This window comes from Diaphorobacter caeni (assembly GCF_015354245.1).
In the GTDB taxonomy this organism is placed as follows: Bacteria; Pseudomonadota; Gammaproteobacteria; order Burkholderiales; family Burkholderiaceae_C; genus Diaphorobacter_A; species Diaphorobacter_A caeni.
In genome coordinates, this window is record NZ_JADKYZ010000012.1 from 139,482 (window position 1) to 152,617 (window position 13,136).

The 13,136-nt window shown below is 59.7% G+C and carries 8 protein-coding genes and 1 pseudogene; 5 read left to right on the forward strand and 4 right to left on the reverse strand.

All coding sequences use genetic code 11. From position 1 onward, the window contains the following. Positions 1 to 62 precede the first annotated feature (62 nt). Both ISG32_RS24965 and ISG32_RS24970 read right to left on the reverse strand, forming a co-directional pair. Positions 63 to 686: a response regulator transcription factor gene (locus ISG32_RS24965; RefSeq protein WP_194773719.1), complete on the reverse strand. Its 624-nt coding sequence runs from the start codon at positions 684 to 686 to the stop codon at positions 63 to 65. Then, a complete protein-coding gene (locus tag ISG32_RS24970; RefSeq protein ID WP_194773720.1) occupies positions 683 to 3,229 on the reverse strand; it encodes a PAS domain S-box protein in 2,547 nt (848 codons plus the stop codon). The genes ISG32_RS24965 and ISG32_RS24970 overlap by 4 nt, the downstream gene beginning before the upstream one ends. A gap of 175 nt (positions 3,230 to 3,404) precedes the next feature. On the opposite strand from ISG32_RS24970, the gene aceE reads away from it, so the two are divergent. The 4 genes from aceE to lpdA all read left to right on the forward strand — a co-directional run bounded on the left by aceE (position 3,405) and on the right by lpdA (position 10,775). Continuing rightward, the gene (gene aceE / locus ISG32_RS24975; RefSeq protein ID WP_194773721.1) at positions 3,405 to 6,101 is read left to right on the forward strand and encodes a pyruvate dehydrogenase (acetyl-transferring), homodimeric type; all 2,697 of its coding nucleotides are present in this window, start codon (positions 3,405 to 3,407) and stop codon (positions 6,099 to 6,101) included. 21 nt (positions 6,102 to 6,122) lie between these two features. Then, on the forward strand, positions 6,123 to 7,796 hold the full coding sequence (gene aceF / locus ISG32_RS24980; RefSeq protein ID WP_194773722.1) for a dihydrolipoyllysine-residue acetyltransferase: 1,674 nt from the start codon (positions 6,123 to 6,125) through the stop codon (positions 7,794 to 7,796). A gap of 93 nt (positions 7,797 to 7,889) precedes the next feature. Further along, positions 7,890 to 8,798, forward strand: coding sequence for a hypothetical protein (locus ISG32_RS24985; RefSeq protein ID WP_194773723.1), 909 nt, complete (start codon positions 7,890 to 7,892; stop codon positions 8,796 to 8,798). Positions 8,799 to 8,930: 132 nt separating this feature from the next. Next, complete coding sequence (lpdA, locus tag ISG32_RS24990) at positions 8,931 to 10,775, forward strand: dihydrolipoyl dehydrogenase (protein WP_194773724.1); 1,845 nt, start codon at positions 8,931 to 8,933, stop codon at positions 10,773 to 10,775. Between the two features lie 145 nt (positions 10,776 to 10,920). Here the strand turns inward: lpdA and ISG32_RS24995 are convergent, their stop codons facing one another. Further along, positions 10,921 to 12,111: a hypothetical protein gene (locus ISG32_RS24995; protein ID WP_194773725.1), complete on the reverse strand. Its 1,191-nt coding sequence runs from the start codon at positions 12,109 to 12,111 to the stop codon at positions 10,921 to 10,923. A 161-nt stretch (positions 12,112 to 12,272) separates the two neighbouring features. On the opposite strand from ISG32_RS24995, the gene ISG32_RS25000 reads away from it, so the two are divergent. Next, entirely contained in the window at positions 12,273 to 12,734 is a 462-nt protein-coding gene (locus tag ISG32_RS25000) for a type III secretion system chaperone (RefSeq protein ID WP_194773726.1), read from the forward strand. 285 nt (positions 12,735 to 13,019) lie between these two features. Here the strand turns inward: ISG32_RS25000 and ISG32_RS25005 are convergent. Next, a pseudogene (locus ISG32_RS25005) lies at positions 13,020 to 13,136 on the reverse strand (IS5/IS1182 family transposase); the annotation flags it as partial.

The following is a 13,136-nucleotide window of genomic DNA, read 5'->3' on the forward strand; positions in this document are numbered from 1 at the left end:
AGCGCGAGGCCGCGCCTGCAAGACAGTGTGGAGATCGCATTGTGGAGATCGTCAACACGCTCTTAGGCCTTTGCCGTGGGGCCGAGTGCAATCTTGAGCAGGTCGGCCACCGTGTTGGCGTTGAGCTTTTCCATGATGTTGGCGCGGTGCGCTTCCACGGTCTTGATGCTGATGCCGAGGTCGTCGGCGATCTGCTTGTTCAGACGACCGGCGACGATGCGCTCGAGCACCTGCGATTCGCGGCCGGTGAGCTTGGAGAGGAGGGCATCGCGGCTGGCGGCCTGTTGGTGGCCGGAGAAGGCTTCGCGCGCATGGTCGAGCATGCGTTCGACCAAGGGCACCAGTTCGTCTTCGTTGAACGGTTTCTGGATGAAATCCAGCGCACCCTTCTTCATGGTGTTCACCGCCATCGGAACGTCGCCGTGACCGGTGATGAAGACGATGGGCAGCGGGGAGTTGCGCTCCAGCAGACGGTCCTGCAGCTCGAGGCCGGTCATGCCGCCCATGCGGATGTCGACGATCAGACAGGCGACCTCACGGGGGTCGTATCGCGCCAGAAATGATTCAGCCGAATCAAAGCAACGCACGCGGTAGTCTTTGCCTTCCAATAACCATTGCAGGGAATCACGTACCGCTTCGTCGTCATCAACGACGTAGATGGTGCCTTTTTTCGGGATCAAACTCATTCGATAGTCCTTGGCGTTGGCGTTGCTACAGATTCAGTAGTGGCCGCCTCTGATGTCGTCAGCGGCAACCAGAAAGAGAACCGGCACCCGGTTACTTCCGTTCCATTGTAGATGTTCTCGGCGTGCATTCGTCCGTGATGGGACTCGACGATGCTGCGGCACAGGTTCAGGCCGATGCCCATGCCTTCCTGCTTGGTCGAGAAAAAAGCCTCGAACAAATGGGCGAGCACTTCGGGCGCCAGACCCTTGCCAGTGTCCTGCACGGAGAATTCGACGACATTTTGCCCTTCCAGCTGGCGCGGCACAACCCGCAGCTCGACGCTGCGGCGTGCGGTGGGACGGTCGGCCTGGTTGATCGACTCCGCGCCGTTCTTCATCAGATTGATCAGCACCTGCTCGATCAGAATCGTGTCGGCCATCACCTTGGGCAGGCGTGCGGCGACATAGTGCGTGAGCCGCACGTTGTTGCGGCGCAGTTCGATGTCGGCCAGCTCCACCGCCTCGTTGACCATGCCGTGCACGTCCGCCAGCGTCTGATTGGGCTCGCTTTTCTTCACGAACTGTCGAATGCGCTGGATGATCTGCCCCGCACGCTGCGCCTGGTGCGCGGTTTTCTGCAGCACGGAAATCAGCATCTCCTCGCTGATCTGCTTGTTCTCGATGCGCGTGACCATGCCGCTGCAGTAATTGCTGATGGCGGCCAGCGGCTGGTTGAGCTCGTGCGCGACGCTGGAGGCCATCTCGCCCATGGTGATGAGGCGGCTCACCGATTGCGCGCGCTCCGCTTGGCGGGCAGCCTGTTCTTCGGCGAGGCGGCGCGGCGTGATGTCGGTGGCGATCACCATCTGCGCGAGGCGTCCGTCCACCCAGTTCAAATAGCGCGAGCGCACTTCCAGCCACTTGCCGAGCTCGGGCCGGTAGATCTCGGCGTTCTCCGAGCGGGCGCTGGTGAGCGAATCGGTGGGCAGGCCCATGAGGCCGTCTTCGTCGTCCACGCTGGCGGGCTCCTTGGAGGGCAGCACGCCCGCTTGGGCGACCAGTTCCAGATGCCCGTCGGTCTGTGAGCCGAACCATTGGCGATACAGGCGGTTGGCGAACAGCAGTTCGGCGCTGCCCAGCGGCGCGACCGACACGGAGGCGTCGAGCGATTCGAGCACGACGGTGAAGCGCTCGTGCGATGCGGTGAGCTGTTCGCGCACGCGGTTGGGCTCGGTGATGTCGGTCATCGACGTCATCCAGCCGGTCTGTTTGCCTTTGGCGTCCACCAGCGGCGACACATAGAGGCGCGCATCGAACAGCGATCCGCTCTTGCGCTTGACCCGCGCCTGGAACCCGCCGGGAACGCCCTTGCCGGACAGCTCGTCGTTGGTCTTGGACTGGAAGGTCTCGTGGTCGGTGTCGGGCCAGTAGGAATAGGGCGGGGTCTGGCCGACGAGGTCCTGCTCGCTCCAGCCGGTCATCTGGCAGAACGCGGCATTCACATAGGTGATACGGCCCTGCATGTCCACGGCGCGCATGCCGGTGAGCATGGAGTTCTCCATCGCACGGCGAAAGTTGGTCTCGGCCACCAGCGCCTGCTGCGCCTGCAGTCTGCGGCGCGTGTGCCGCCAGGTGGCGATCAGCAGCCAGGCCGTCATCACCGAGAGCGCGCCCACCAGCCAGAACAGCCCGCTGCCGATCACGCCCAGCGAGGTGCGATAGGCCTGCGCGCGCAGCAGCAATCCATTGCCCACGGGAGAAACCGGCACTTCGTATTCATTGGCGCGCACGTCGCGCGTGATCAATGCCGTGCGGCGCGGCTCGAGCGGCGTGCCCGCGAGGATCTGCCCGTTGCTGTCGAGCAGCGTGACCGCGTAGCGCGCAAGCACCTCGGTCGGCGTGCCGTAGCGCAGCAGGTTGTCGATGGAATACTCGCTGAGCACCACGCCCGCGAACTTGCCTTGCGATGCGAGGGGAACCTGCAGCTGAAGCAGTGGCGGCACGTCGTTGCGCGAGCCGATGGGCTGTGAATACACCGGCTGCTGCATGTCGCGCGCGAGTGAAAACGTGTCGGCCGTATCGCCGCGCTTGATGGTCTCGCCCACCACGCGCAACTGGCTGCTGGAGAGCGTCGGCGCGGCATGGCTCGCGCGGATGCGCAGGCGCTCGTCAATCCAGGTGACTGCCTGCAATTCGGGGTATTGGCTGATGAGCGCCTCGGCGCGGCGATCGAATTCGGCGCGGTCCAGATCCTGATTGGAGAGGTCGCGCGCGATGCGCATGACCTGTTCCTGGCGTTCCAGCAACCGCAGGCGCACGCGCTGTTGCGCGTATTCCACATCGCGCTTGAGTGCCTCCTTTTCGCGCTCGATTTCCTCACTGCGCAAATACCAGAAAGAAGCCACGATGGCTGCGAGAAACATCATCACCGCAGCCAGCGGGGCGAGGGCGGCAAAACGGTCCTGCCGCGTGGGCGAAAGACTGCGCCACCAAGTACGCCACCATCGCACTGGGGTTTTCAAAGTTTCTGCTGGTGGTTTTCCCGCATTGTCTGAGGCTGTCATGAGCGAGAGTTTATAGGAGCTTCGAGGGAGATTTCATACCGAGAAAAAATGTGCGATTGCAGCAAAATTCCATAATATAAAAAGTCATGGCACCATTCGAAATTTCGTCAAAACTGTGCGAAACTCCGTGCAAATTTATGGTTTTAATAAGCTATTTCCACCAAGGAGACTCGGCATGGCAGAAGCAACCCCTGGCCAAACTGGCAAAGCAATCGACCCTCAGGAAACACGCGAGTGGATGGATGCGCTGAGTGCCGTCATCGATCGTGAGGGCGCAGAATATGCGCACGAGCTGATCGAGCAACTGCTGGAGCACGCACGCGAGAGCAGCATCGACATGCCGTTCTCGGCCAACACCGGCTACGTCAACACCATCGAAACCGATCAGGAAGCCAAGTGCCCCGGCAACCTGATCATCGAAGGCCGCCTGCGCGCCTACATGCGCTGGAACGCGATGGCCATGGTGGTCAAGGCCAACCGCATTCACCCGCCCGAAGGCGGTGATCTGGGCGGTCACATCGGTTCGTTCGCCTCGCTGGCCAACATGTTTGGCGCGGGCTTCAACCACTTCTGGCACGCGGAAAACGAAAACCATGGCGGCGACTGCCTGTTCATTCAAGGCCACGTGTCTCCCGGCATCTACGCCCGCGCCTATCTGGAAGGCCGCATCTCCGAAGAACAACTGCTGAACTTCCGCCAGGAAGTGGACGGCAAGGGCCTGTCGAGCTATCCGCACCCCAAGCTCATGCCCAACTTCTGGCAGTTCCCCACGGTGTCGATGGGCCTTGGCCCGCTGATGGCGATCTATCAGGCGCGTTTCCTCAAGTACCTGCACGCACGCGGCATCGCCAACACCGAGAACCGCAAGGTCTGGGTGTTCTGCGGCGACGGTGAAATGGACGAAGTGGAATCGCTGGGCGCCATCGGTCTGGCCGCCCGCGAGAACCTCGACAATCTCGTGTTCGTCATCAACTGCAACCTGCAGCGTCTGGACGGCCCGGTGCGCGGCAACGGCAAGATCATTCAGGAACTCGAAGGCGAGTTCCGCGGCTCCGGCTGGAACGTGATCAAGCTCATCTGGGGCAAGGGCTGGGACGACCTGCTCGCCCGCGACAAGGACGGTGCGCTGCGCAAGATCATGATGGAGTGCAACGACGGCGACTACCAGGCCTTCAAGGCCAATGACGGTGCCTACGTGCGCAAGCATTTCTTCGGCCGCGACCCACGCACGCTGAAGATGGTCGAACACATGAGCGACGACGAGATCTGGGATCTGCGCCGTGGCGGCCATGATTCGCAGAAGGTCTACGCCGCGTTCGCCGCAGCCAATACCCACAAGGGTCAGCCCACCGTGCTGCTGGTGAAGACCGTCAAGGGCTTCGGCATGGGCAAGATCGGTGAAGGCAAGAACACCGTCCACCAGACCAAGAAGCTCGGCGACGAAGACATCAAGGCCTTCCGCGACCGCTTCAACATTCCAATTCCGGACAGCCAGATCGCCGACATCCCGTTCTACAAGCCGGCCGACGACACCCCGGAGATGAGGTACCTGCACGAGCGTCGCAAGGCGCTGGGTGGCTACCTGCCGCACCGCCGTGACAAGGCCGACGAGCAGTTCACCGTGCCGCCGCTCGACACCTTCAAGGCCGTGCTCGAAGCCACTCCCGAAGGTCGCGAGATCTCGACCACACAGGCCTACGTGCGCTTCCTCACGCAGCTGCTGCGCGACAAGGAAATCGGTCCGCGCGTGGTGCCGGTGCTGGTGGACGAAGCCCGCACTTTCGGCATGGAAGGCCTGTTCCGCCAGATCGGCATCTACAACCCGCATGGTCAACAGTACACCCCGGTCGACAAGGACCAGGTCATGTACTACAAGGAAGACACCAAGGGTCAGATCCTGCAGGAAGGCATCAACGAAGCGGGCGGCATGGCCAGCTGGATTGCAGCGGCAACCAGCTACAGCCACTCGAACCGCATCATGATTCCGTTCTACATCTACTACTCGATGTTCGGATTCCAGCGCATCGGCGATCTGGCATGGGCTGCGGGTGACCTGCAAGCGCGCGGCTTCCTGCTGGGCGGCACGTCCGGTCGCACCACGCTGAACGGCGAGGGACTGCAGCACGAAGACGGACACAGCCACATCCTGGCGAACACCATTCCGAACTGCATCAGCTACGACCCGACCTTCGCCCACGAAGTCGCGGTGATCATGCACGAAGGTCTGCGCCGCATGGTGCAGAACCAGGAAAACGTGTTCTATTACCTGTCGCTGCTGAACGAAAACTACGCGATGCCCGGCCTCACGCCCGGCACCGAAGAGAAGATCCTCAAGGGCATGTACATGTGCAAGTCCGGCGGCGCTGGCGACCTGCGCGTGCAGCTGCTCGGTTCGGGCACCATCCTGCGCGAATCGTTCTTCGCACAGGAACTGCTGGCCCAGGACTGGGGCGTCGCCGCGGACATCTGGAGCTGCCCAAGCTACAACGAACTGACCCGCGACGGCCAGGACGCCGAGCGCTGGAACATGCTGCATCCGCTGGAAACACCGAAGGTGCCGTTCGTCACGCAAGAGCTGTCCAACAGCACTGGACCCATCGTGTCGTCGACCGACTACATGAAGGCCTACTCCGAACAGATCCGCCCCTACATCCCCAAGGGCCGCTCGTTCAAGGTGCTGGGCACGGACGGTTTCGGCCGTTCGGACTTCCGCGCCAAGCTGCGCGAACACTTCGAGGTGAACCGCCACTACATCGTGCTGGCCGCGCTGACGGGCCTCGTGGAAGAGGGCAAGCTGCCTGCGCAGAAGCTCGCCGACGCGATCGCCAAGTACGGCATCAAGACTGAAAAGATCAACCCGCTGCACGCCTGATAGCCCAAGGGAGACACCAAGATGGCACTGACAGAAATTAAAGTCCCGGACATTGGCGATTTCGCGGAAGTCGGAGTGATCGAGCTTCTCGTGAAGCCCGGCGATACCGTCACGGTCGAGCAATCGCTGATCACCGTCGAGTCCGACAAGGCCTCGATGGAGATTCCCTCGAGCCACGCCGGCGTGGTCAAGGAACTCAAGGTCAACGTGGGCGACAAGGTCAAGGAAGGCTCCGTCGTCCTGATGCTGGAAACCGCCGGCGAAGCGGCTGCACCTGCGCCCGCACCAGCCGCAGCGCCCGCAACCGCTCCGGCACCCGCACAGGCGGCTGCACCAGCGCCTGCCGCGACCGCAGCGGCTCCGGCAGCTGCAACCAACATGGACATCAAGATCCCCGACATCGGCGATTTCAAGGACGTTGCCGTCATTGAACTGCTCGTGAAGGTGGGCGACACGGTCACCGCCGAGCAATCGCTGTTCACCGTCGAATCCGACAAGGCGTCGATGGAAATCCCATCGCCCGCCGCCGGCACGATCACCGCATTGACCCTCAAGGTGGGCGACAAGGTGAACGTGGGCGACGTGGTCGGCCAGATGAGCGGGCAGGGTGGTGCCGCACCGGCGGCACCCGCTTCAGCCACTGCGGCCCCTGCACCCGTTGCCGCTCCTGCAGCAGCACCTGTCGCATCCACTCCCGCTGCGGTGGCCGCGCCAGCCGCAGCCGCTGTCGTGCCCGCGCACAACCCGACCGTCGCGCCCACTGGCAGCCTGCCATACGCATCTCCTTCCGTGCGCAAGTTCGCCCGCGAACTCGGCGTGCCGCTGGAAGAAGTGAAGGGCTCCGGCAACAAGGGCCGCATCGTGGCGGAAGACGTGCAAGCCTTCACCAAGCAGGTGATGACCGGCGCTCTGCAGACCAAGGCGCAAGCCGCTGCTGCGCCCAAGGGCGGCTCCGGCGTTGGTCTCGATCTGCTGCCATGGCCGAAGGTCGACTTCGCCAAGTTCGGCACGGTTGAGCGCAAGGATCTCTCGCGCATCAAGAAGATCTCGGGTGCCAATCTGTCGCGCAACTGGGTCATGATTCCGCACGTCACCAACAACGACGATGCCGACATCACCGATCTGGAAGCCTTCCGTGTTTCCACAAACAAGGAAAACGAAAAGAGCGGCATCAAGGTCACCATGCTGGCCTTCGTGATCAAGGCGGTGGTCGCTGCGCTGAAGAAGTTCCCCGAGTTCAACACCAGCCTCGACGGCGACACGCTCGTCTACAAGCAGTACTACAACATCGGCTTTGCGGCAGACACGCCCAATGGCCTGGTGGTTCCGGTGCTCAAGGATGCCGACAAGAAGGGCATCATGCAGATCAGCCAGGAAATGGGCGAATTGGCGAAGAAGGCGCGCGACGGCAAGCTCGGCGCTGCTGATATGCAGGGCGGTTGCATGTCGATCAGCTCGCTGGGCGGCATTGGCGGCACGCATTTCACGCCGATCATCAACGCGCCTGAAGTGGCGATTCTGGGCCTCTCCAAGGGCCAGATGAAGCCCGTCTGGGATGGCAAGCAGTTTGTTCCGCGCCTGATTCTGCCGATGTCGCTGTCGTACGACCATCGCGTGATCGACGGCGCTGCGGCTGCGCGTTTCAACGCCTATCTGGGTCAGGTGCTGGCGGACTACCGCCGCATTCTGCTGTAAACGGCCGGAGCAGGATTTCGCATACAGACCGTGCCCAGCTGGGCGCGGCGACTATGCGGAATCCGGCGCTGGATTGTCGACAAGGAGCAGGCGGTGCAGCAGAAGCTACGCGATCTGAAAACACGTCCAATCATGGGCTTGCGTGACGCATTGCCTGGCATGACCGTTTTCCCGGACATCACTCAGGTGCTGCCCGCCGAAGATGTGGCATCGCACGGCAAGCACTTCATGCCGTTGCTTTCGCTTGATCTGGACATGTTTGACGATGCGTGGTCGGGCAGGATTCATGTGCTCGATCCGTGCGAACCATATGACGGTTGCGTTGGAGACTTTGCGGGGGATTTCACCAACGATTTGCTCAAGCCCAACTGGCTTGCTTTTCGTCTTGATGAACGCAACCGTTATCACTTGCTTGGCGACTGGCGTTACTTCTTGCTCGAGCAGCCTGCAACTGACTCGTTCGCTGAAAAGAACTGGGACTGGAGTGCGGTAGAACATCTGGCAGATGATTTGCGCGAAGTTGGCGTGACTGACCCTGGATTCGATGTCTTTTCCAATGCTGCCCGCGAATCCAAATATTCCATGCGCGACTGCCTTCTGTTGCATTACGAGTTAAGTCATGCGTCACATGCTGCCGCACGAAAAAAGTATCTTGAGCATGGCTGGGATATGAATTTGTACGGCGACGACTTTCTCAGGCCGCATGAACCTTTCTTCCAGCCTCGTGCAAAAAATGAGTACCCTGAATCAGGCGTCAGACATGTGCTGGAATACGCTGGTGGTTTCGCAGAATACGGCAATTGGTCCAGCTCCGGCGATGACCCCCTGATCGATACCGGCAACCGAGGCGAAGTCATCGTTCAGCTGCCGGGCGAGAACAAGCAGTTCTCGCATATCGCCACAGTGCATGCAGACAATTTTGGCACTCGGCATCCTTGCGAGATACTGGTTTTCTATGAGCCCGATTCACGCACCGTTCTGCATACGTTTGATTGGAGTTGAAACATGCAACGTCTAACGCAGTTCCAGTCAAATTTGATTTCCCAAACATGTCTGACGTGTTGATGTGGTCGTGTATCGCACCCAACGTTACTCATTCATCTAAACAAGAAACGCAATACAGGAGAAACACATATGCCAACCGTTGATATCAAAGTTCCCGACATTGGCGATTTCGCAGACGTTGGCGTTATCGAGTTGCTTGTCGCGCCAGGCGACAAGGTCGAAGTGGATCAGTCTTTGCTCACCGTTGAGTCTGACAAGGCTTCGATGGAAATCCCGTCGAGTCACGCAGGTGTGGTCAAGGAACTCAAGGTCAAGATCGGCGACCGTGTGTCCGAAGGCTCGGTGATCGTGAGCATGGAAGTGGGCGCAGATTCCACATCGCTGGCAGCTCCCAAGGGTGACAACGTGGCTGCGCCTGCGCCTGTGGCGGCACCAACTGCCGCACCCGCTGCAGCCACTCCAGCACCTGTCGCCAGCAACTTCGGCGGCACGGTCGACATGGACTGCGACGTGGTCGTTCTTGGCGGCGGCCCTGGTGGTTATTCCGCAGCGTTCCGCGCAGCCGATCTGGGCCTGAAGGTCATCGTGGTCGAACGCTACAAGACGCTCGGCGGCGTGTGCCTGAACGTGGGTTGCATCCCATCCAAGGCGCTGCTGCACGTGGCTGCGGTGATGGATGAGGTCAAGCACCTTGAAGTCGCGGGCATCAAGTTCGCAGCGCCCGAGGTCAACATCGACCAACTGCGTGGCCACAAGGAAAAGGTGATCGGTAAGCTCACCGGCGGTCTCGGCCAAATGGCGAAGATGCGCAAGGTCACCATCGTGCGTGGCTACGGCAACTTCGTCAGCGCCAACCACATCGAAGTGGAAGAAACCACGGGCGATGCGCAGGACAAGACCGGCACCAAGAAGGTCATTCAGTTCAAGAACGCCATCATCGCCGCGGGCTCGCAAGCCGTGCATCTGCCGTTCATGCCCAAGGATGAACGCGTGGTCGATTCGACCGGCGCGCTCGATCTGAAGAGCGTGCCCAAGCGCATGCTGATTCTGGGTGGCGGCATCATCGGCCTCGAAATGGGCACGGTGTATTCCACGCTCGGCGCGCGCCTGGATGTGGTTGAACTGATGGACGGCCTGATGCAGGGCGCTGATCGCGATCTGGTGAAGGTCTGGCAGAAGATGAACGCACCGCGCTTTGACAACATCATGGTCAACACCAAGACCGTGGCTGCCGAAGCAACGCCCGAAGGCATCAAGGTGTCGTTCGAGCCAGCGAAGGAGGGCGCTACCGTCCCCGCGCCGCAGACCTACGATCTGGTGCTTCAAGCCGTGGGCCGCACGCCGAATGGCAAGAAGATCGGCGCAGAAAAAGCAGGCGTTTCGGTGACGGATCGCGGCTTCATCAACGTCGATATCCAGATGCGCACCAACGTGCCCAACATCTTCGCGATTGGCGACATCGTGGGTCAGCCGATGCTCGCGCACAAGGCCGTGCACGAAGCGCATGTGGCCGCCGAAGTCATCGCTGGTGAATTGCAAGGCAACAAGGAACTGGCATCCAGCGCCTTCAACGCCCGCGTGATTCCAAGCGTGGCCTACACAGATCCCGAAGTGGCATGGGTCGGCCTCACCGAAGACCAGGCGAAGGCCCAGGGCATCAAGGTCAAGAAGGGCATGTTCCCTTGGGCCGCCTCAGGCCGCGCGATTGCCAATGGCCGTGACGAAGGCTTTACCAAGCTGCTGTTTGACGATTCACCCGAGGCGCACGGCCACGGTCGCATTCTGGGCGGTGGCATCGTCGGCACACACGCTGGCGACATGATTGGTGAGATTGCTCTGGCGATTGAAATGGGCGCTGACACCGTCGATATCGGCAAGACCATTCATCCACACCCCACGCTGGGCGAATCCATCGGCATGGCTGCGGAAGTCGCGCATGGTTCCTGCACCGACGTGCCACCTACGCGCAAGTAAGGCTTGTGCCTTGCCTTAAGAGAAAAGCAGCTTCGGCTGCCTTTCTTGTTTTGGAGCCTTCGCGGGTCGGGTCATTTCATCGGATCCAATGGCCCCGCCAAGGCGCCCATGCACAGTTGGCGTCCCATCTTGAGTGAAATAGGGTTTACCAACCATTTCCCTTGGATCCGCCCTCAATTCTGGCTCGCAAATCTTTGACCACTTTCTGTGCGTCAGCAGCGACTATTGCCGCATCGGCGGCTGCTTTGGCGGCCTCGGAGTGAGCTTTCTTCAACTCGGCCAGTTTCGCTGCGTCGGCCTCCTTCGTTGCGTCAGTGTCCTTCGTTGCGTCAGTGTCCTTCGTTGCGTCAGTGTCCTTCGTTGCGTCAGTGACTGCTTTCGCCGCTTCTGTTTCGGTATTTTGCGCAGCTTTTAGCATTGCGTCGGCATGAGTCGACTCGAGGTTGGCTGACGCATACGCGAAGTTCCCTTCGGCAAAATGCAAGACGCGAGTTTTTTCGTGGACGACTGTATTGAAAGTGGATCCATTGGCCACCGTTTCCAGAATTCCCATCATGTCATTGCAACCAAATTTGCCGACGGCTGCTTCCAGATTTTTGCGTAACTCGGCTTTCTGCTGGTTAAACGTCGCGGAGCTGTCGACGCTGTTATGGATTTGTTCAAGTATGTCGATGGCACTTTTTCTGGCGAGCTCTTGGGAAGCGCCTGATATTTCGGTTGCTTGAGGCGACTCTCTTCGGGATGCCAGGTGGTGTGGGCGAGTGGCAGGAGGGCGTGGCGACGAACGGAGTGAGGCTCGATACTCCTCTCTTGATTCAGCATTGGGTGGCGTGACGTTGCGTCCCCGCGGCGGCGCCAGGGAAGGATCTGCCGGCGTCAAGCGAGCGCGAGATGAGTCATACGTGCGGGCACGTGTGAGCGACGAATCCGGAGGCGTCAGACGAGCAACTGATGGCTCATAGGATGGTGTCCTTGTGGAGCCGCCGGTTTGCGGATTCACAAAAGCACGGGCGGCTTCGGCCATCAGCACGTTCATGACTTGAATCTCTCGAGAGGTCAGCGGGCTCGACCCCTCGAAGTCAGGGTTGAACGCGAGTATCTCGTCTGTCAATGCAGCGACTCCATACTGATCGGTCAAAGCCTGCTTGAACGCCAACCGTGTTTCATGATGAGTATTGCTCATCCAACTGAAGGTCTTTTTGAAGAAACTCTCTGCCTTGACTTCGGTCCCCTTCGAGTTCACTCGGATGTTGTCATCCAGTCCGGTTCTGGAGGATGCGCTCAGAAATGCTTCCAGATTGGGGCAGGTGCCGGAGTTCTGTACTGGTGGGGTCATGGATGATGTCTCCAGAATGAATGTGCTTGGTGAGTAACGGTCAGTGCGGCACCAGTTCCATGGAACGATTGAAGGCGGGATGTTACTTACGCTCAGATAGGCCAGACCGTGCAGTGGCCAGATTGCGCAAAAAGGTTCTTCCAGCGAAGGAGTAAAAGACGATGCCAACGCAAACTCTCATCAGTCAGGTGCTGTTCGATTTCGGCAGAGCACTTGGATTGGACGGGTTGATGCTCGATGACGACGATCATTGTTGCCTCAAGTTCGACGAACTGGAGGTGCACATCCAGGCGACTCAGGAAAACGCGCAAGTCATGCTTTACAGCACACTTGCGGTTACATCCGAGCCCACCCCCGCCGTGATGCGCCGTTTGCTCGCCGCCAATTACGGGATGCTCGGAACCATGGGGAATACGGTGGGTGTTCACCCTGAAACGGGGGAGGTGCTTTTGTCTCGCCGTTTCAGCAGCATCGGTCTAGAGGTATTGGACTTTGAGGCGCTTTTGCAAGGCTTTCTTGAAACGGCTGACACGGTCCAGACGTTTTGGGCTTCCGCTCAAGACACGCCGACGTCTGTGGAGCCGGATCTGCAAGTGCCCATGCACACGATGATCCGCGCGTAAGCTCTGGATCTTCAGGCTTCCACGAAGCGATGTCTTCAACCACATGGAGATTTTCTACGACCTCATCCGCAGACAGAAGCTCACAAATGGTGCAGTTCAAACTCGTGGTTGAAAAGTTTCGAGAAAAAGATCGAAATAAGTTTGGAGGGTTGATCGTTCTGCTGTTTTGGGTTAATTAGTTAGATACGATGTATCTTTTCACGTCGCAGTGCATATGAGCGCACCGTGCGAAAAGATGCGAAGTGTAAGTTTAGTTCTGCTATTTCAATTCATCTTTTAGAGCGGCTAACACAACCGATCAACAAACCTCGCGCAGATAATCGCTGCAGCTAGTTTCAGTAGCGCTTCATGAGTCTGAAGGCGTCGCTCGAACCGGATGCGCAGCTTGCCAAAGCCTGCAAA